Origin of the sequence: Paenibacillus sp. cl6col (genome assembly GCF_900102125.1) — a bacterium.
GTDB lineage: Bacteria > Bacillota > Bacilli > Paenibacillales > Paenibacillaceae > Paenibacillus_B > Paenibacillus_B suaedae.
In genome coordinates, this window is the sequence record NZ_FNAZ01000002.1 from 93890 (window position 1) to 114423 (window position 20534).

The 20534-nt window shown below is 46.3% G+C and carries 18 protein-coding genes; 11 read left to right on the plus strand and 7 right to left on the minus strand.

The window, feature by feature from the left end; all coding sequences use genetic code 11:
* Positions 1-61: 61 nt before the first annotated feature.
* Both BLS15_RS04540 and BLS15_RS04545 read left to right on the plus strand, forming a co-directional pair.
* Positions 62-517, plus strand: coding sequence for a GNAT family N-acetyltransferase (locus BLS15_RS04540; RefSeq protein WP_021253106.1), 456 nt, complete (start codon positions 62-64; stop codon positions 515-517).
* Positions 518-590: 73 nt separating this feature from the next.
* Complete coding sequence (locus BLS15_RS04545; RefSeq protein WP_090510254.1) at positions 591-1685, plus strand: acyl-CoA dehydrogenase family protein; 1095 nt, start codon at positions 591-593, stop codon at positions 1683-1685.
* 128 nt (positions 1686-1813) lie between these two features.
* On the opposite strand, the gene BLS15_RS04550 is transcribed toward BLS15_RS04545, so the two are convergent.
* The 5 genes from BLS15_RS04550 to BLS15_RS04570 all read right to left on the minus strand — a co-directional run bounded on the left by BLS15_RS04550 (position 1814) and on the right by BLS15_RS04570 (position 7505).
* Positions 1814-2773, minus strand: coding sequence for an ABC transporter ATP-binding protein (locus tag BLS15_RS04550; protein WP_090510259.1), 960 nt, complete (start codon positions 2771-2773; stop codon positions 1814-1816).
* Positions 2770-3762 carry an ABC transporter ATP-binding protein gene (locus BLS15_RS04555; protein ID WP_090510264.1) on the minus strand — a complete coding sequence of 331 codons (993 nt, stop codon included), beginning with the start codon at positions 3760-3762 and terminating at the stop codon, positions 2770-2772. Before BLS15_RS04555 ends, BLS15_RS04550 begins: the two co-directional genes overlap by 4 nt.
* Positions 3763-3780: 18 nt before the next feature.
* Entirely contained in the window at positions 3781-4731 is a 951-nt protein-coding gene (locus tag BLS15_RS04560) for an ABC transporter permease (protein WP_021253102.1), read from the minus strand.
* Positions 4728-5666 carry an ABC transporter permease gene (locus BLS15_RS04565; protein WP_021253101.1) on the minus strand — a complete coding sequence of 313 codons (939 nt, stop codon included), beginning with the start codon at positions 5664-5666 and terminating at the stop codon, positions 4728-4730. Before BLS15_RS04565 ends, BLS15_RS04560 begins: the two co-directional genes overlap by 4 nt.
* Positions 5667-5783: 117 nt before the next feature.
* Positions 5784-7505, minus strand: a complete 1722-nt coding sequence (locus BLS15_RS04570) for a peptide ABC transporter substrate-binding protein (protein WP_090510269.1) — start codon at positions 7503-7505, stop codon at positions 5784-5786.
* Positions 7506-7751: 246 nt separating this feature from the next.
* On the opposite strand from BLS15_RS04570, the gene BLS15_RS04575 reads away from it, so the two are divergent.
* From BLS15_RS04575 to BLS15_RS04585, 3 genes are all read left to right on the plus strand, one after another.
* Positions 7752-8228, plus strand: a complete 477-nt coding sequence (locus tag BLS15_RS04575) for an NUDIX domain-containing protein (protein ID WP_090510276.1) — start codon at positions 7752-7754, stop codon at positions 8226-8228.
* A 198-nt stretch (positions 8229-8426) separates the two neighbouring features.
* Complete coding sequence (locus BLS15_RS04580) at positions 8427-8870, plus strand: flavodoxin (protein WP_021253098.1); 444 nt, start codon at positions 8427-8429, stop codon at positions 8868-8870.
* A 230-nt stretch (positions 8871-9100) separates the two neighbouring features.
* Positions 9101-9679, plus strand: coding sequence for a GNAT family N-acetyltransferase (locus BLS15_RS04585; RefSeq protein WP_254777285.1), 579 nt, complete (start codon positions 9101-9103; stop codon positions 9677-9679).
* 101 nt (positions 9680-9780) lie between these two features.
* Here BLS15_RS04585 and BLS15_RS04590 read toward each other — a convergent pair whose 3' ends face one another.
* Positions 9781-10269 carry a copper amine oxidase N-terminal domain-containing protein gene (locus tag BLS15_RS04590; RefSeq protein ID WP_021253096.1) on the minus strand — a complete coding sequence of 163 codons (489 nt, stop codon included), beginning with the start codon at positions 10267-10269 and terminating at the stop codon, positions 9781-9783.
* A gap of 169 nt (positions 10270-10438) precedes the next feature.
* Here BLS15_RS04590 and BLS15_RS04595 point away from each other — a divergent pair, with 169 nt between their 5' ends.
* The 3 genes from BLS15_RS04595 to BLS15_RS04605 all read left to right on the plus strand — a co-directional run bounded on the left by BLS15_RS04595 (position 10439) and on the right by BLS15_RS04605 (position 14506).
* Positions 10439-11230, plus strand: coding sequence for a lipid II flippase Amj family protein (locus tag BLS15_RS04595; RefSeq protein ID WP_021253095.1), 792 nt, complete (start codon positions 10439-10441; stop codon positions 11228-11230).
* Between the two features lie 307 nt (positions 11231-11537).
* Positions 11538-13196 carry a hydroxysqualene dehydroxylase gene (locus tag BLS15_RS04600; protein ID WP_028533167.1) on the plus strand — a complete coding sequence of 553 codons (1659 nt, stop codon included), beginning with the start codon at positions 11538-11540 and terminating at the stop codon, positions 13194-13196.
* 47 nt (positions 13197-13243) lie between these two features.
* Positions 13244-14506 (plus strand): ATP-binding protein, encoded by a 1263-nt coding sequence (locus BLS15_RS04605; RefSeq protein WP_254777286.1) that lies wholly within the window; start codon positions 13244-13246, stop codon positions 14504-14506.
* 129 nt (positions 14507-14635) lie between these two features.
* Here the strand turns inward: BLS15_RS04605 and BLS15_RS04610 are convergent, their stop codons facing one another.
* Positions 14636-16828, minus strand: a complete 2193-nt coding sequence (locus BLS15_RS04610; protein WP_090510281.1) for a HelD family protein — start codon at positions 16826-16828, stop codon at positions 14636-14638.
* Between the two features lie 435 nt (positions 16829-17263).
* Here BLS15_RS04610 and BLS15_RS04615 point away from each other — a divergent pair, with 435 nt between their 5' ends.
* The 3 genes from BLS15_RS04615 (at position 17264) to BLS15_RS04625 (ending at position 20429) form a co-directional block, all read left to right on the plus strand.
* Positions 17264-17563: a hypothetical protein gene (locus tag BLS15_RS04615; RefSeq protein ID WP_021253091.1), complete on the plus strand. Its 300-nt coding sequence runs from the start codon at positions 17264-17266 to the stop codon at positions 17561-17563.
* Between the two features lie 219 nt (positions 17564-17782).
* Entirely contained in the window at positions 17783-18547 is a 765-nt protein-coding gene (locus BLS15_RS04620) for an ABC transporter ATP-binding protein (RefSeq protein ID WP_090510285.1), read from the plus strand.
* Positions 18522-20429, plus strand: coding sequence for an ABC transporter permease (locus BLS15_RS04625; RefSeq protein ID WP_028533164.1), 1908 nt, complete (start codon positions 18522-18524; stop codon positions 20427-20429). The genes BLS15_RS04620 and BLS15_RS04625 overlap by 26 nt, the downstream gene beginning before the upstream one ends.
* Positions 20430-20534: the final 105 nt, after the last annotated feature.

A 20534-nucleotide genomic window follows, 5' to 3' on the forward strand; every position in this document is an offset into this window, starting at 1 on the left:
ATTCACTTGATTCAACCATGCAGGTGAGAAGTGAGAGACAGCTTAGAGGAGGATAATCATCTTGGAAGCACTCATTATTCCTACGGAAACTCATAACATCCCACTAGATTTGCTGCTGCTTGCTGATCCGGAAGAAGCTGCCGTGAATCAATACTTGCATCGCAGTATCGGTTATACATTGAATGTGAAAGGAGAGACGATTGGAGCTGTACTTCTGCTTCCGACGCGCCCCCACACCCTTGAGCTTGTGAATGTGGCTGTTGCAGAAGAGTGGCAGGGCAAGGGCTATGGCAAGCAGCTTGTACAGCATGCCATTCAGTGCGCTCGTGAGCTTGGTTATCAAGTGCTGGAGGTAGGCACTGGGAACTCCAGTCTGTCACAGCTCGGTTTATATCAGAAATGCGGCTTCCGTATTTGCGGAATCGATACCGATTTCTTCGTCATTCACTATGATGAACCGATCGAAGAGAATGGAATTCCTTGCGTAGATATGATTCGTCTCCGCCTTATCTTGTAAACGTGTACTATAATGGATAAATAGATAGATTTGCATTTATCCATACGTTGATAAGAGTGGGAGCGTGTTACCGATGAATCATTTTACCGATGAAGAAATTCGCATCATTCGAGATCAGGCATTGTCCATTGAGCGAGAGGGGAAGCTTCCGCAGCAGCTGCTGCAATGGATTTATGAGCGTGGATTGTTCAAGTTGTTCGTACCAGTTGAATTACAGGGGAATATGACAGAACTTCCCGAAGCGTTGAAATGGTTCGAGCATACGTCCTGGATTAATGGCAGCTTCGGCTGGCTCGTAACGATTGGCTCTGGAGGCGGCTTCTTTGCACCATTTATGACGCCAGAAGTGGCGAAGGATGCTTATACGAGGAAGGAAGCGGTTGTAGCAGGATCGGGGCATCCAAGCGGCACGGCTGTGAATGTTGAGGGCGGATACCGGGTGAATGGGCGCTGGAAGTTCTGCAGCGGCTCCACATATGCGACTGTGTTCACCGCCAATTGTGTGGTTCAAAAGCATGCCGAATCGGATACTGGAGGGGAATCAGCAGCGGAGCCGGTCATTCGTTCATTCGTATTCTGGCCGGATGAAGTTGAGATCGTGAAGGATTGGAACGCATTTGGCCTGAAGGCTACAGAAAGTCATTCCATTGTCGTACATGATGTATTTGTACCTGATGAACGAACCTTTAGCATTATGGAGCCAAATGGTCTTTACGATAACCCGATATACAACTATCCGTTCCTGCCATTTGCAGAAGCATCGTTCGCTGCCGTAAGCATAGGGCTGGCAATGCACTTCCTCGAAGAGGCACGAAATATTGCGGAGCGGAATCGCACTGTATGGGAGAATGCTTCGGTGAACCGTTATGATTCTATATCGAATAAAATCATCATTCAGAACGAATTGCTGACGGAAGCGGTAAGTGCGTTCTATCAGGCTATTGAGCAATCGTGGAACGAGCATACACAAGGCAAGGTACTCACGGACACGGATGTACAGGAAGTATCACTTCGGTGTAAGGAAGCTGGACAAGCAGCCTTATCATCGGCCAATGCGCTTTTCCCGTACTTGGGCATCCATGCAGTTATGGAGGATGCGCCAATCAATCAAATATATCGGGACTTGCAGACTGTGTGTCATCACTCATTGTTAGTGAAGTTTGATTAAGTAAGAGGTATACGTCACTTTCAAGATAGCTTGGAAACGACATGAAAAAGGCAGAGTAGAGATAGGAGGAACTTCTCCTGATTCTCTTCTCTGCCTTTATTGCTTGGTCTGAAATAATTGGATACATCCTAAACGAGATGGCAGGCTACATAATGACCAGGCTTGGCTTCACGGAATTCCGGAACAGCAGCCGCACACCGCTCAGTTGCCGCGGGGCATCTCGTACGGAAATGACATCCGCTCGGTGGATTGATTGGACTTGGGAGTTCACCGCTTAACACGATTCGCTCCTTCTGCGCCTCGATATCTGGATCGGGAACGGGAATGGCGGACATGAGCGCTTGCGTATAAGGATGAAGCGGCTCATTGTAGAGCGTCTCACTATCAGTCAGTTCAACCATTTTGCCCAAGTACATGACGGCCACGCGATCGCTAATATGCTTGACCATGGACAAATCATGGGCGATGAACAAATAGGTAAGTCCAAGTCGAACCTGCAGATCCTTCAGCAAGTTAACGACTTGTGCTTGGATGGATACATCAAGCGCGGAGATCGGCTCATCACAAATAATGAGCTTTGGATCTACGGCAAGCGCTCGAGCGATGCCGATACGCTGTCGTTGGCCGCCTGAGAACTCATGCGGATAGCGAGTAGCGTGATCTGGATTCAAGCCAACAAGATCAAGGAGATCTTCGATCCGCTTCTTCTTTTCTGCGCGGCTCGCAGCCAGCTTGTGAATATCGATAGCTTCTCCAATAATATCAGAGATGGTGAGCCGCGGATTAAGCGAAGCGTACGGATCTTGGAAGATCATCTGCATTTCACGGCGCATCGCTGCCATCTGCTTGCGCTTCAGGCTGTAAATATTCGTTCCATTGTAGATTGTCTTGCCGCCTGTCGGCTCGTAAAGGCGCAGGACAGTTCGTCCTACAGTGGACTTCCCGCAGCCGGATTCACCAACCATACCGAGGGTCTCACCCTTATGGATGGTGAAGCTGACATCGTTAACCGCTTTTAATATATTGCCGCGGCCTAGATTGAAATACTTCTTCAATCCCTGTACTTCAAGCAATGCCTCTCTGCTCATCGAGCCACCTCCTGCGCCAGCGGATGGAGAAGCCAGCATTTCGCTTGATGCGAATCGCCTACCTTCGTTACTTCCGGATCGTAGGACATGCAGACTTCCATCGCTTCATTGCAGCGAGCGCAGAACCCGCATCCTGCTGGCGGCTTAATCAGATCTGGCGGTGTGCCGTAAATCGGAATAAGCGGCTCCTCCTTCTTCTGATCCAGACGAGGCAAGGAACGGAGCAAGCCCTTCGTATAAGGATGCTGTGGATTTTTGAATATATCCCATTTCGTTCCGGTCTCAACGATTTTACCAGCATACATAACAATGACTCGGTCGCATAGATCAGCGACAATTCCGAGATCATGTGTAATTAATATAATGGATGTGCCCATCTCCTGCTGCAGCTGCTTCATAACGCGCAAGATTTGAGCTTGTATAGTTACGTCAAGCGCTGTAGTTGGTTCATCTGCGATTAGCAGGGATGGTTTGCAGGCAAGTGCGATGGCAATCATCGCGCGCTGGCGCATTCCTCCCGAGAATTCATGCGGGTATTGCTGGAAGCGGGAATCTGGATTCGGAATCCCAACCATAGACAGCATCTCGATAGCCCGTGCCTTCGCCTGTGAAGCGGTCATTTGTTGATGCTTCATTAATACTTCAGTAATCTGTCGACCTATCGTCATCGTCGGATTTAATGAAGTCATGGGATCTTGGAAGATCATGCCGATGTCCTTGCCGCGAATCGATTGCATGTCACGTTCTTTCAGCTTCAGCAGATCATTTCCCTTGAAGCGTATCTCGCCTTGCTTCACCTTGCTAGGTGGGCTTGGCAGCAGCCGCAATATCGATTGCGCCGTAACACTCTTGCCACAGCCGGACTCGCCTACGATCGCCACTGCCTCGCCTTGATTCACATGAAAATTGATACCGCGTACTGCCTTCACCTCGCCGCCACGGACGTGGAAAGAGACGTGAAGGTCGTTGATTTCCAATAAAGGCTTCATATTCGTCATCCTCCTCGTCTACTTTTTCATCTTCGGATCGAGTGCATCACGCAGTCCATCGCCAAACATGTTGAATGCAAGCATCGTCAAGCTGATAAAGAATGCAGGGAATGCGATACGCCATGGATAGACGGTCATCGCCTTCAATGCATCGCTAATCATCGTTCCCCAAGAGGCAGCAGGGGATTGTACACCAAGCCCGAGGAAGCTAAGAACCGCTTCGCCGAAGATCGATACAGGAATTGCTAAGGTTAGCGTAACGATAATCGGGCCGAGTGAATTTGGAATCAGATGCCGGAACAAGATTCGTGCTCCCGATGCGCCCAGAGAACGGGAGGCAAGGACGAACTCTTGATTTTTGAGTTGCATCATTTGCCCGCGCACAATCCAGGCCATATTTATCCAGCCAGTGAAGCACAGCGCCAATATAATAACGCCAAGACTTGGTTCTAGTACTACTACCAGTAGAATGGCGACAAGAAGGTCAGGAAGTGTGAATATAATTTCAGATGCCTTGTTCATGATTTCATCGAGTTTGCCTCCCACATACCCCATAATGCCGCCATATATGACGCCGACAATCAGGTTAATGAGGGCTGCGGAGAAGCCGACGATAAGTGAAATACGAGCGCCCATCCAAGTACGGGCGAACATGTCGCGGCCGAGATCGTCCGTGCCGAACCAATGCTCTGAGGAAGGTGGCAAATTCGTCTTGTCCAAATAATTGGTTTCGTAGTCATAAGAAGTTAACATTGGTCCGATGATGGCCATAATAATGAGCAGTACAAGAATAACGAGGCCTGTCATTGCTGCCCAATTGCTGCGCAATCGAAGCCACGAATCGCGCCAAGCGGATATACTCTCGCGTTCGATCGCCTCCGCCGCATGTTCGTCGATGTTCGCTTTTTTGAATTGCTCGGGCTTGATAGGGGGCTGATGCAATGGATTCTGTTTGTTGTAGGTAATCATGCCGCTTTCTCCTTTCCTTTGGCAAGCTTAATGCGAGGATCGATAACACCATAAGCCAAGTCAGTAAGGAAGCGAGCCACCATCAATATAACGCCATAGAACATAGTGATCCCCATGATGAGAGAATAGTCGCGGTTCGTAATACTCATTACGAATATTTTACCAAGACCACCGATTCCGAAAATATGCTCCACAATGAATGAACCGGTAACAATACCTGCAGTAAGTGGGCCAAGATACGTAACAACAGGCAAGATTCCGTTGCGTAAAATATGTCTGCGCACAATGACACCGGCAGACAGACCTTTGGACTTGGCTGTCTTAATATAATCAGAATGCAGAACCTCCAGCATACTGGAGCGAGTTAATCTGGCGATGAAAGCAATCGGTAGAGCTGATAGCGCAATGGTGGGCATGACATAGGTGAGGGGGCCTGCTAGTCCAAAGACAGGAAGTAGCTTCAGTTTTACCCCAAGCACGTATTGCATAAATGAGGCAAGAACAAAGCTTGGGACAGACACGCCAACGACAGCGAGTACCATGGAAGACGTATCAATCAGCTTGCGATGCCGCATTGCTGCAGCAATACCGAGTCCTATTCCAATCGTAACGGCCACGATTAATGCACAGATACCCAGCTTAAGTGAGTAGGGAAAGGATTCGCGGATGGCCTGAACGACTTCACGATCCTGCATTTTCATGGAAATACCAAGATCACCTTGAACGAGCTTGTTCAAATAAACGACATACTGTTCATATAATGGCTTGTCGAGTCCATATTGTTCCATGAGCCTTGCACGTATTTCTGGAGGAACGGCTTTCTCTGACAGAAATGGGTCGCCTGGGACAGCCTTCATCAATAGAAAGGTAAGTGTAGCCAGAACCCATAAGGAAATGATGAGATACATTAGCTTGGTAAGGACATAGCGAATCACATTCCACCAGCCTCCTGAAGGAAAATTTCAACCTATAATGCTAAAGTCGGGATACATATGAACATTGCCTGCATATGTACCCCGACTATTTACATGCTCAATGTCACGATCGATCGATTAGTGTTCTGCAATATAACCGCGAGTGAAGTTTATTTGTCCTTGGTAGTCGATAAATACATTTTTGACGTACGGCTTCTGTAAATGGACATTTGTATGATAGAAAATCGGTATGATCGCCATATCGTCTGCAATCAGCTTCTTCTCAGCTTGCTTAATCAAGTCCATACGTGCATTTGGATCCACAGATATCTTCGCATCTTTCACCAGTTTATCGAATTCAGGATTGTTGTACCCAATATCATTATTGCCGCTGCCAGTCGTATACAGATCGATGAATGACATTGGATCATTATAGTCTGTCGTCCAGCCGGCGCGAGCGACTTGATAGTTCAATGCCGTCCGGTTCTTTAGGAAGACACCCCACTCCTGATTTTCAACCTTTATTTTCAGTCCAAGCGTATTTTTCCACATATTCGCGACGGCTTGAGCAACTTTCTTATGCATTTCATTGGTATTGTGAGTGAGTGTAAATTCAGGCATTTCTGTCAATCCGGATTCCTTCAAGCCTTTTTCGAGAAGAGCCTTTGCTTCAGCAGCATCTTCCTTGAAATAGGCGCTGTCATCAGATTCATTGCGATACTCATCATTTATCCCTGCGATACCTTTCGCAACAATACCAAATGCAGGTGTTTGACCACCAAGCGTGACTTTCTCAACAATTTGCTTACGATCAATAGCCATTGCCAGTGCCTTGCGGATATTGACATTGTCGAATGGCTTCTGCTTATTGTTGAACAGGTAGTAATACGAGGATGCAATACCTTTGATTTGAAGCTCATCTGGCTTCGACTCCTTCAGCATCGCAATTTGGTCGACCGGAATTTCACCAGTCGGCTGACCTGCGAATTCAAGTGCTCCCGTTTCATACATGCTGACTTCGGTACCAGGATCCTCGACAATTGTAATTTGTACTTTTGTAAATTTGATTTCATCTTTTGCATAGTAGTGTTCGTTTGGAACCAGTTCAAGTGAGTTTTGATGCTTCCAGTCTGACATTTTGAATGGGCCGTTCGATATGATAGTACTTGCCTCAGAAGCCCATTTTGAATCGCGGGCATCCGTGTGTACAGGGTAGTAGGATTGGAAGGAGAGTAAGCTTAAGAAGTAAGCAGTTGGAGTCGTGAGTTCGACTTCCAACGTGTAATCGTCAGTGGCTTTTACTGCTACGGAATTTGGATCCGTGGATTTCTTCGTGTTGTAATCTTCTGCACCTTTAATGTAGTACAGCTGATAGGCATATGGTGGAGCTGGCAACATCTTAGGATCGAGAACACGTTTCCAAGCGTTCTCGTAATCTTTTGCTTTTACAGGATCGCCGTTCGACCATTTGGCATCTTTGCGGAGATGGAAGACATACTTCGTCTTCGTAGCATCTTCTTCCCAGCTCTCTGCGGTACCTGGAATAACTTTGCCGTGCTCATCCAATCGTGTGAGCCCTTCAAAGATATGGCTCAATACTTGGAAGGAAGTCGTATCCTGAGATGTACCAGGATCAAGGGAAGGAGGATCACTCTTCATGTTGAAGCGGAAGGTCTGATCTGAGGCGAGTGCCACGTCCTTGTTCTCTTCTTTTTTCTCACCTGTCCCGCTGTCGCCAGGTTTCTGAGTCTCGCTCGGCTTGGACTCAGGGGCAGGCGTGCTGCCGCTTCCGCAAGCGCTTACAAACGCACTTATTGCCAGTAAAAGCGTCAACATAAGCATCATGGATCTACGTTTCATACGTGTACAGTTCCCCTCTCAATGGAATAATCGTTTACACCATACGCCAACCTTACTAGATGCAGGTCAGAGGAGATAATTGACACCTGGTTTGTACCATATACTACCATAATGTTGGGTGTTCGTCTTTATCTTTTTCGATGATTTTATAAAAAATTTATCAAATTCGTAACGATTACCGCATTGACAGCTTGCCAATTAAGGTACAATTAACTGTTAGAACACTTTTATCAAGGGGGAAGACATATGAAGCCCATACGAAATTCAGCCAAGGCAATCATCATATACGACGGAAAAGTGCTGCTTACGAAAAACAAGGATCAGGAAGGATTCTTCTATCTGTTCCCAGGTGGTGGACAGGAACATGGAGAGCAGTTGAGTGATGCGTTGAAGCGGGAATGTATGGAAGAAATAGGTTGTCATATCCGTGTGCACGACCTCGCGTACGTTCGTGAGTACATAGGTAAAAATCATCAATTTGCAGAATGGGATGCCGATGTCCATCAGGTTGAATTTTATTTTGTCGCTGAACTTGATGAGCGTATTCCACCGACAGAGCAAGAGGCTCAGATCTTTGCAGGAACGAATCCTGACGAGTATCAGGTTGGTGTAGAGTGGGTTGCCTTATCAGCGCTAGATCACATTCGAGTCTATCCTGCACAATTGATACCCAAGCTGCAAGGTAGAGGGGAAAAAGACGTCTATATGGGAGACACGAATTAACATATACGCTAACGTTTAACCTTCGCTATTTAAGAATAGCGTTGAAGGCTAGATCTGGGATGAGGAGCTCGATAGAGCTGCCTTATCCTTTTTTAATTGGCAGAAGATTGCTGCTTGCGAAATGCAACGACTCCAACTATAATGATAATGATTATCAATATCAATTTTATGTACATAAAAAAGTTGGAGGTTATATACATGAGCACATTGTTAATTTATGCGAGTATGACGGGGAATACAGAAGAAATGGCGGAAGCTGTGGCCGAAGGCGTCAAAGGAACTGATGAGGAGCTTACGATGAAGGAAGTCATGGATGCCTATGCATCGGAGATGGCAGAGTACGAAGGAATTCTGCTTGGCGCGTACACATGGGGGGATGGTGAACTGCCCGATGAATTCCTTGATTTCTTCGATGAGATGGATGATGTGGATCTGACGGGCAAGAAGGCGGCCGTGTTTGGTTCTTGTGATTCTTCGTACGCACAATATGGTGCCGCAGTGGACATTCTCATTGAGAAGCTGCGTCAGCGCGGCTGCGAAGTTGTGTTGGATGGCTTGAAGGTAGAATTGACGCCTAAGGCTGACGAGAAGGAACAGTGTAGACAATTCGGGAATGCTTTCGTTGGCAAGCTTCGTTCATAATCAGGTCTAGTTCTACCTATGTTATTTCGCAATCATCCAAAGCGATAATTCTAATAACAGCATCTAAAACAGACATCAGCTCGTGTCCTTATTGAAGGTAACGGGCTGTTTTTCTTTGTCACGTTGAAGAGATAGATAGAGATAGAGCGTGGTTAGACAATAGCGGGCGGTTATGGCATGATCTTGTGTAGAAGAATAAGGTGAACCCCAGATCCATAAGGAGGGAAATCATGATGCGCAAGACCGAACTGTTCTTTCCCGTTCCAGTCCTAGAGACAGCCCGTACACGTATGAAGGAAATGACACTTCAGGATGCTGAGGATATGTTTGAATATGCCTCTGATGAAGAGATTTCGCGGTTTGCAACATGGCCTGCTCACCAGACGATTGCTGATTCGCAGCGTTTTCTGAACTGGATTATCCAGCGTTATAGTCACGGAGAGATTGCTCCGTGGGGAATTTACTGCAAGCAGTCGGAGCGGCTTATCGGCACATGCGGCTTTGGGAATTGGAATCAGCAGCATGCACGTGCCGAGATCGGCTATGCGTTGTCCAGATCCTGCTGGGGACATGGCCTCATGACAGAGGTTGTGAACAAGGTGATTCGTTATGGATTTACTTCGATGAAGCTTGTACGGATTGAAGCTAGATGCTACCCAGATAATACTGCCTCGATTCGCGTGTTGGAGAAGTGCGGTTTTCAGCAGGAGGGAGTGCTTCGTAAGCATATTTTTGCAAAAGGGCGCTACGAGGATGTTCATTTGTTCTCCATTATTAACGAAGACTTGTTGGATGGGCAGCAAGCATAAAAAAGAGCAGTACAGGTAGGAACAGCCCGTATTGCCCTTTCTAGATTTCAGATCTATCCGCTCTATGGAATTATTGCTGCATACATACATCATCCAACCTTCTACCAATTGTTGAGCAGGGTAACGGTCTTCGTTTTGCTATCCCAGTCAAATTGATAAGTAAATACATTCTGCAGAAGACGAAGCGGGATAAAGGTTTTATTGTTAATAATTTGAGGGAATGTCGTGAGCACCGTATCCTTGCCATTCACCTTCATCTTGCCAGTTAGTGAACTCCAAGTAATATCTGATTTGTCCCCTTCAATATATACAGTATGGCTGTATGATTCCCATCGTACCTTCAAATTCAAATGCGTGCTTAAATCCTTAATAGGGATATATGTCAGCCCATTCTCGATCAAGGCGTCATGGGATAAGGTATTCCCATCCGTATCTACCACACGTACGACCGGAATTGGAGCCGGTTGCATTTGAACTTTATGCGCGGCACCATCACCAGCATAGGCGAAGCTTGAACCAAGCAGTGTTATAAGTAGACAGCCTACTAGAATGGATAGGCTGTATTTCAATGTACGAGTAACATCTCTCATGTAAGCCCGAAACCCCCTTTAACAATAATAACGATGATAGAATGAAAAAGTTGCAACATTTAGAAGTCTTTTTTTGATCTGGACAAGTACGGAAACGACGTGAGAAAATAAAAAACATGATTCTAAGCTATAATTGGTATAACAACGATTTCCTGTGGGGGAGTTCACGTTGGATAAAATTATCATCATCTCCTTACTAACTATGCTTATCCATTTATTTGAGACATTGTCCTATGCGGTTCGCTACGCGGGCGTACGTACAGGTAGACTTGCAGTTGCCCTATCATTAACCGGCATAATTGTCCTTGTATCTCGTACTTCGAATTTGCTTCAGGGCCCAATGACAGGGAAAATTATCGATTATGCAAAGCAGCATCCGGAATTTGATTTGGAAGGCCAGTTCCGTATTGTAATCGGCTCATCAACGGTAGGAACGCTGCTGGCAATGCTCTTTTTTCCAACAGCTGTCTTGATTGCAACTAGAGTGATACGTCATATGGAAGTGTCAGGCTCTATTCCGAAATTGATTTCATCCGTATCCCTCGATCAGATTCGGCATGTGAAGCATCATCTGCGAACGCCAACATGGAACATGCTCCGCTCGCTGCGGATCATGGGAATTCCGAAGCGCTTGCTGCTATTGAATTGTCTGGTCACCAGCATCTATACGATCGGGGTTCTGGCAGCACTGTACGCATCTGCATTGAATCCAGAGTATAGTACGGCCGCCTCGCAATCATCTGGACTAATTAACGGACTAGCTACGATCATACTCACGATCTTCGTCGATCCGCAAATGGCAATGCTTACCGATCGTGCAATGGGCGATGTGACAGAACGGAATCGCTTAGGTAAAATATTCGCGCTCTTGATGTTCTCAAGAGCGGTAGGTACGATTATCGCTCAGTTGCTGTTCTATCCAGCTGCTGCATGGATTGCTTGGGTCGTTCAAGTTATCTAGGTGATGAACTCGCATTCGACAAATTGTCATTACCCATATTTATGAAAAATGAACCGTTCTTCTCCGTGAAATCCAGCGAAATACATGCCTGCTCAATGAATCAAAGGGCAGGTTTTTTGTTGTTGATTTCTTGCAAATAGGTTCCATATCTATGATGTAAAATGGTAGGAAGGGGCACGTTTCTAACTTACATTCTGTTTTTCTTGTAGATCTGCGTTGAGAGGTGTTGTAATCCGTCGATTTATAGTAATATGAAACTAGTTTATTTTTCCAATGATAATAATGGAATAGGAGTGCTCAATTGTTTATGGTGGGGAAAGATCGCCCAAGTGTGATCGTGCTAGGCGGTGGTATCGCCGGCATGAGTGCAGCGCACGAACTAATGGAGCGTGGATTTCGCGTCTCTGTGTATGAATGGAGAACCATTCCAGGAGGCAAGGCACGAAGTATGCCGGTTCCCAATTCGGGGACGAATGGTCGACCAGATTTGCCAGGAGAACACGGATTCCGGTTCTTCCCAAAATTCTATAAGCACGTTACGGACACCATGAAGCGTATTCCCTATCAACGGCCGAACAGTACCGAGAGATTAACCGTATTTGATAATCTAATCGAAGGAACGAACTTGGGACTTGCCTTCTTCAATCGTCCTATGCTTCCTTTTCTTACTGAATTCCCGCAAACGATACGCGGCTGGCGCACACTGCTTAAATCACTATTCGATAATAAACTTGGTTTAAGTGAGAAGGACGTCGACCGTTATGTGAACTGTCTGTGGCAGGTTCTGACTAGCTGTGATGAACGCCGGCTGCTGGATTATCAGCGAGTAGCATGGTGGGATTTTCTACAGGCGGAGAAGCAGTCAGCGGAATTCAGACACATCTTCACTGGCCTAACGCGCATATTGGTCGCAGCACGGGCGAAGGAAGCGAATGCCTGCACAGTAGGCACGGTAGCTGCAACCGTAATGCTGGATATGGTACTGCCAGGAGGTAGTGCGGATCGCTTGCTGAACGGCCCTACCAATGATGTGTGGATCAATCCTTGGCTGACTTACTTGAGACAAGGGGGGGTCGACTATCGCTTAAGAGCGAAAGTTGAACATATTCATTGCAAGAATGGCCGGATTCAAGGCGTGACCATTCAAGAAGAAGGCCGCTCCCACATTGTAACCGCAGATTACTATATCGCAGCACTGCCCGTTGAGGTGATGGCGGAACTGATTACGGAGGATCTAATCGAGGGTGATCCATTGCTGGGCAGACTGCCTGAGCTAGCGAAGAACGTAGAATGGATGAACGGCGTCCAATTTTATTTGAAAGAAGATGTCCCCATCATCCATGGTCATGTCATCTATATGGACAGCCCTTGGGCATTGACTTCTGTATCCCAAGCTCAGTTCTGGCCGCATTTCAAGATGAGCAATTTCGGCAATGGGGATGTGGCAGGTATCATCTCGATCGATGTATCGGATTGGAAAACGCCTGGTATTGTATTCGGGAAGCCGGCAATGCACTGCACTAGCGAGCAAATTAAGATAGAAGTGTGGGAGCAGCTGAAGCGGAGCTTGAATCAAGGTGAGACCATACTAAGCGATGATATGATTGTGCATTGGTATCTCGATGAAGATATTCAATTCCCGAACCCGCATGAAGTGATCAACATGGAGCCGCTGCTCGTGAATCATGTCCACACGTGGAACTTGCGGCCGAATGCATATACAGCAATTCCGAATCTGTTCCTTGCGTCGGATTATGTTCGAACGAATACAGATTTGGCTACGATGGAAGGGGCGAATGAGGCTGCGCGAAGAGCGGTCAATTGCATCATCGAACGATCGTCGATCGATGCCCCACCCTGCAAAATATGGGATATGTATGATTATCCATTGCTATCGGCATGGCGTTCCAATGACCGCTCCCGATTTCATAAAGGCCTTCCATGGAACGGGAAAATCATTGGCTGACTCGAATGCTCAACGTTCAAGGCATTGAATCGATAGGGAAAGGAATAATGATGTTGATCCATTCCATATTAGCGCATGAATTCAAAGGGCTGCTCTATATTATGAGCGCAAGTCTTATGTTTCTCATCATCACGCCGAAATTCATGTTCGCTCATTACCGTCGCAAGCTGTTGTTTATTTTTATCTTAATTTTGCTGACTTGTTTTTATATTGGGTATGAAGATATCGATCCATTGCTGTACGGGCTGCATTTAACTCCTGTGTCTCTTGCGCTAGCTGCTCTGTTCGAGGGTTTGCTGCCAGGGATATGTACATGGTTGGCATTCAATCTGTGCACATTACTATACTTGCAGATTTACTCCATACCGACAATCATTGGTTCCACGATGATGCTCGCAGCTGGACTTATTCTGCACTATAAGCAGGTGCTGCAGAGTACCTATTTGAAGATTTTCCTCATGTCGCTGCTGCTGATAACGGTATATTTAGCGGGCTATCTGTTCTTCTTCGATCAATGGGATCAAGTGCAGGGAGTAGAGGTGGTGATTGCTGTCATCGGAACCTATTTGTCCTCGATGTATGTAAGCTACATCTATCATCATGTCAAAAATCAGGAACGGATGCGGGAAGAGCTTTTTCGTGCTGAGAAATATCAAGTTATCGGTCAGCTAGCCGCTTCCATTTCTCATGAAATTCGTAATCCACTGACAACTGCACAAGGCTTTCTACAGCTTATGAACCGTAAAAACTTGACCCCGGAACAAATTCAGACCTATCGGAATTATGCAGCTTCCGGCATTGAACAGGCGAATTCGATCATTACCGATTATTTGAATTACGCCAAACCAACGGTCGAGGTGGCTCGTCCGCTCTATGTTCAGGAAGAACTAGACACCGTCGTGCCCATGGTATCTCCACTTTGTTTACTGTCGAAGGTGGAGGTAGTTGTCCAGCATCTATCTCAAAAACCGATGTACATTATGGGAGAGTCGAAGAAATTCCAGCAGTCGCTGCTAAACATAATGAAAAATGCAGTCGAGTCCATGCCGGATGGAGGTACGTTGAAGGTTACCACCTGGTCGGATAACGAGGGAGTGCATATTCATATTAAGGACACTGGGGTTGGCATGAGCGATTATCAAATTAAACGAATTGGCATGCCATTCTATACGACGAAGGAGAAGGGAACAGGGCTCGGTCTAATGGTCGTTATTAGTCTGGTGAAATCGATGAACGGCACAATATCGTATTACAGCCGCCCAGATGAGGGCACTACTTGTGTATTGCAATATAAGCAAGTTCACTTGTAAGGGCGGAATATGGTTTTGCAAGTCCATAGAATGGCGAAACATACAACAAAGGACATTCATCTAGATATTACTGCTGCTAGAGAATGTCCTTTTGTGTGAACAAGTTATTAGGTTCAGAGATCAAATCGGTTAAGACATCAATTCGACCGTATCTTCGTCATCTGTGCACACGAGCGGCGATAGCTGATTCGCAGGTTCGTGAACAATCCACAGCTCGTGCAGCGCACGAGTACAGCCGACATACAACAGCTTCGCATCAAGCAAGCTGCATGGATATCGATGCTCATCGACGTCAAGAACAAGAACCGCATCGAATTCCAAGCCTTTGGACAAGTATACCGGAAGAACGGATATTCCGCCTTCGTATTGCTGCTCGTTGCCATCAATCAGGTGGATGCTGTGCTTCAGTTCTCCTTCGATATTTGCCTGAAGTGCTGCGTGCAATTCTCTGGCTTCATCCGCTGTTCGAGTCAATAAAGCAATCGTATTATGTCCATTGTCTTGGAAATCAGAGATAATCTGCTTCAGCTGCTCTGCCCTCTCGTTCGTCTTGCTGCTGACAATACGAACCTTCTGACCGCTGCGGAATACCGGAACGGCCAACATGTCTGTTCCTACACCTCGATCTAGGATGACGTTCGCGAATCGGATGATTTCCATCGTTGAACGATAACTGCGTGTTAAGGCGAAGTAATCCGTTGCATCCGCTTTGAACAGTTCTCGCATCTCTGACCAGTCGTGAATACCGGCATACGCATGAATCCCCTGTGAGAGGTCGCCTAAGATGGTGAAGGAGTGGTTTTTGGCAAAGTGGTCGAGTACTGCAATTTGTAAAGGCGAGAAGTCTTGCGCCTCATCGATGACAATATGATCGTATCGGTACTCAGATGAAATCCCGTGCAAACGGGAATGCAAATAGAGCAGTGCTGCCAGATCCTCGTGACGAACCACTTTTTTCTTCAAATACGCTAAGGTTTCTTTGCGCACGGGCTCTGGAATGACGATACTGCTATCGCTATCCGTGTCGCCCTGTTTCTTCGGTTCGAACAGGGAGCGATACATTTCCCATGTATCGAGGACAGGCCATTTCTTCATATAGGCTTTGAGACGCTGCGTTGATAGCTTCTTCTTATCCTTAAGAACTGTCTTGGAGTGTTCTCGCTTTAGTTCCATCTGAATCCAGCGATGAATGCGGGCCATAACGCGCTCCTTGCGCTTGGCCGGCTCGTAGGAGCGATACTCCTCATGGAACCAGCTGTATATGGTTGCATACGGGAGAACGGTTCCGTCCCAAGGATAGAAGTCGCCGCTTGGCACCGCGTTCTGCTCGTACTTCTTCATAAGCTGATCCATATGAGACAGCAAGGAGAGGGAGCCTTTGAATCGTCCCGAAACGTGATCGTCAAGAACTGGACGCGAATCCAAGGAACCGTACCATTTCTCGACTTGCTCCATCGGAGATGCGAGTGTTACGGATAGCTGCATATCCATTACCGCCAAAGCCCATTCAGGGAACGTCTGCTGCTGGATGTTGCCGACACCCAGTTCAGGCAAGACATCGGATATATAGTTCAGGAACATGCGGTTGGGCGCAAAAATCATCATCTTCTCGGCACGAATCTGCTCCTGATATTGATAAAGCAAATAAGCAAGGCGGTGCAGAGCAACGGTCGTTTTACCGCTACCAGCGACCCCTTGTATGAACAAGGCAGTGTTCTTCGGAGCGCGAATGATGCGATCCTGCTCCGCTTGAATCGTAGATACGATATCGCGCAGTCGATTGTCCTTGTTCTCTCCTAGCCGGTAGACGAGAAATTCGTCTGTAACATGGCTTTCGCCTTCGGAGCGATTGTAGGTATCGACGACTCTTTGCAATTGTTGTCCGCGTATCGCCAGGTTGCGCTTGAGATGCACGATGCCCTCGATAGGGCCGTCTAATGAATCATAAGATACCGGAGCTGTACCTCCAGAGAAGGAATAGAATAAGCTCGCAATCGGGGCTCTCCAGTCAATCACTAGCGGGTATGCTTCATTCTCGATTTCTGCACTGCGATGAACGCCTCGTTTGCCGACATACAGCTTGAGTGCTTCATCCTTGCCGTTTTCTTCGAAATCGATTCTTCCGAAATAAGGCTCCTTACGGGCTTGAGCCAAGCGTTCTTCCTGCTGCTTGCGGTTGTCCTCTAATACTTGCAGCGTAAAGTCGTGCCCAGTATAAGGGGCTACATTATGAACTTTGTCGTATTGCTGCTCGATGATGTCGAGCGTGTCTTTCAGACGGTGCTGCTCTTCTTGAAAGGCACTTTGAAACGTGTCGCTCACCTTCAGTTACCTCCTAAGAAAGGATTGTGTGATCTCTCCTACTTCTTTGTTGAAACACATCAAAATATGGAAAGAGAAGAATTAATATATCATATTGACTCTGAAAAAGCAATGAAATTCCATTGATACGCAGCTATTTCTTGATGATAAGTATTTAATGGTGAATGGAGATGTGCAGTTCCTTCAAACTTACACTATAAAGTATAGAAAAGGAGCACTGGATTCGGCAAGAGCCATGGGGTGGCTATGTTCGTCATAATGTACTGCACCAAGCCATATATAATGAGACAGGTGAGTGCTGCGAAGACGAGCCTATAGCTGAGAACGATGCGATTATGATGTATGCGCCAATTTTGAGAAATGGTCAAGGGGACATCGCTGTTAATGTATCATCTGAACAGTAGCGTATTTCAATATAGGAGGGATGACATTTTAATGAAGCATTCCAAGCGATTTATTCTCTTATGTGTAGTGTTTATCGCCATGACGATTCTGCTGAGCGGCTGTATGCCTGGAGATGGTTCGTACACGGATCAATCACCAGCAGGTTTCTTCTGGGGGATCTGGCATGGCTGGATTGCGCCGATCTCGCTGATTTTTGGGCTTTTCAAGGATGGAATCCGTGTATATGAGATCAATAATACAGGCTGGTGGTATGATCTCGGATTCTATCTTGCGATTGTCGGCGGTTTTGGAGGGTTTGCGTTCAGTCGGAGAAAAGGAGATCATCATTAGTAGACAGTAAGCTGGTTGTCGATGTTGTCGATAAAAAGGATTCTTTGCATGCGGTCATGCGAGGATCCTTTTTTATTTTGATAGGAGTAGTGATCTGTCAAAATGGATTACATGACAAAAATGAAAGGAAATTGTAAGGCATAACAATGGTTACATTTCTTCATACCCAGTAAAGTATGTGTTACAGAACAGGTAAGCGAAGGAGTGTAATTAGCATCTATGTTGGAAGTCAGAAATGTATCCAAAATATATGGAGGCAAAGTGTCTTACAAAGCACTTTCCGATTTGAATTTATCGATAGGCAAGGGCGAATTCGTCGGCATCATGGGGCCATCTGGAAGTGGTAAGACTACTTTCTTGAACGTGGTGTCCACGATCGATAAGCCATCATCAGGAGAAGTATTGATTGGCGGCAGCAATGCACACGCTCTTAGTAAGCGTAAACTAGCTTTGTTCCGGCGCAGAGAGCTTGGCTTTGTGTTTCAGGATTTCAATTTGCTGCAGACCTTGACCGTGAAGGAAAATATTATTTTCCCATTGACGCTGGAGAATGTCAGCATTAAGGAACAGGAACAGCGTGTAAGAGTGATTGCGGACAAGCTTGGAATCGGACATATTCTGGACAAGCGCACCTATGAAATTTCGGGTGGTCAATGTCAACGTACTGCGATTGCGCGGGCAATCATCCATCAGCCGAAGCTGCTGCTTGCAGACGAGCCGACTGGTAATCTGGATTCCAAGTCAGCCAAGGACGTGCTTGAAATGATGGAGAAGATCAACAAGGAAGACGGCACCACGACGATGATGGTTACCCATGATGCATTTGCTGCAAGTTACTGTGACCGCGTCATCTTCATCAAGGACGGTTCGCTGTACCAAGAGCTGCACAAGCATGATGAGCGGCAAGTATTCTTCCAAGAAATTATGAATGTCTTGTCAGCATTGGGGGGAGCGGAAGATGAACTTTCGTCAGTTCGCGTTTAAGAACGTATTTCGGAACAAGCGGCTGTACGCTGGATATTTCATTAGCTGCGCCTTCTCCGTAATGATTTTCTTTGTCTATTCGATGCTGGCTTTTCATCCAGAGCTGAATATGGCTGGCAGCGGCAAGTACGGCAAGGGTGCACAGGCGGGGATGGAGGTAGCTCAGTACATTATTTATGTGTTCTCCTTCTTCTTCATCCTGTATTCCATGAGCGTCTTCTTGAAGACACGTAAGAAAGAATTCGGTGTGTGTATTATGCAAGGGATGTCTGACATGCAGTTGAAGCGCCTTGTATTTGTAGAAAATATCATTATCGGATTTGCTTCAACGGTTGCAGGGATAGTGACCGGGTTAGTAATGTCAAAGGGAATGCTCATGCTAGGCTCATCCTTGTTGTATTTGGATGCCCCATTGTCATTCTATTTCCCAACGACAGCGTTGTGGTTCACGTTCGCAGCCTTCATGGCACTGTTTATTGCGATTTCATTATTTACGGCTACCATATTACGTACAAGTTCCTTGATCGATCTGCTAAAAGCTTCAACGAAGCCGAAGCCAGAGCCCAAGGCTAATGCGGGGCTCGCGATATTTGCAGCACTGTGCATCTTAGGCGGCTACGGAACTGCGTTCGTAGTCCGCGGGGAACAGGTCCTATTCGCCATGCTGCCTGTAGTCGTTCTTGTCTCGGTAGGCACTTATTTCTTATTCACACAGCTAAGCGTGTTCATTATTAATAGGCTGAAAAAGAAGCAGAAGCTGTACCGCAGAAACACAAATATGCTGACCTTGTCAGACTTGGCCTATCGGATGAAGGACAATGCACGGATGTTCTTCCTCGTCGCCATTATTTCTACTGTAGCTTTTACGGCTATTGGTACACTCGTTGGCTTCAAGGCAATGCTGACAAATAGTGTGGCAGATTTGATGCCGCCTATGTCGTATGAATCGAATACAATGAACAATAAGCAAGAGCAGAAACATGTAGATTTGATTGAGTCAGCACTTAAGAAGGAAAACATCAAGTACGATGCCTACATCATTCATAGTAAAACAGCAGAATTCAAAGATGGATCGATTATGAAGGTGATGGGGGCAACGGAATACAATTCATTCGCCAAAGAGCGCATTCAGCTCCGTCAGGGTGAAGGATTCATGCTGGAAACGAAAAGCAATGATTTTGGCAATAGGAGCACAGCTTCGAATTGGTCGAAGGGGCAGTCCTTGACATTGAAGAAGACAGGTAAGTTGAAGCTTGTTGACTCAGTTGAGATGACCGACGATGTGAGACAATATGTATCGGGCGGCGAAGTGCTGGTAGTGTCAGATGAGGACTTTAAGGCAATCCCGCTTACGAAGTTCGACGAGACAAATTATATCTTCAACATGGAAAACTGGCAGGCGACAAAATCATTGTCAGCAGACCTGGAGAAGCAGTTCCAAAAAGAAAAGCAGCAAGACTTCCGCTTCCAATCCAGAGCGACATCGATGTCAGAACTCAATCAAGGAATGGGACAAATCTTGCTGACAGGCTTATTTGTCGGAGTCGTGTTCTTCGTATCAGCAGGCAGCTTCCTGTACTTCCGTCTGTTCTCAGATTTGGATAATGATCTTGTCCAGTATCGGGCGATTTCGAAGCTGGGACTGACAGAAGGGGAATTATCCAAGGTAGTTACTACGCAAATCGGACTTCTGTTCTTTGTTCCGATCATTGTAGCTATCGTTCATGGAGCGGTTGCACTGAATACGTTGCAGAACTTGTTCCCGAACGTATCGATTTTGAAAGAAATCATACTCGTATTAGGATCGTTCTTTATCATTCAGGTTGTGTACTTCTTATTCATCCGAGCGAATTATGTAAGAAAGCTGAAGCGAGTATTGTAACAACAAATGCTTATGTAGAGAGTAAGCCGTATCGTGGCTTGCTCTCTTTCTTTTTGAATCGCAGCTATGAGGAATGAACATGACAATATTGAAAGGAAAATGTAA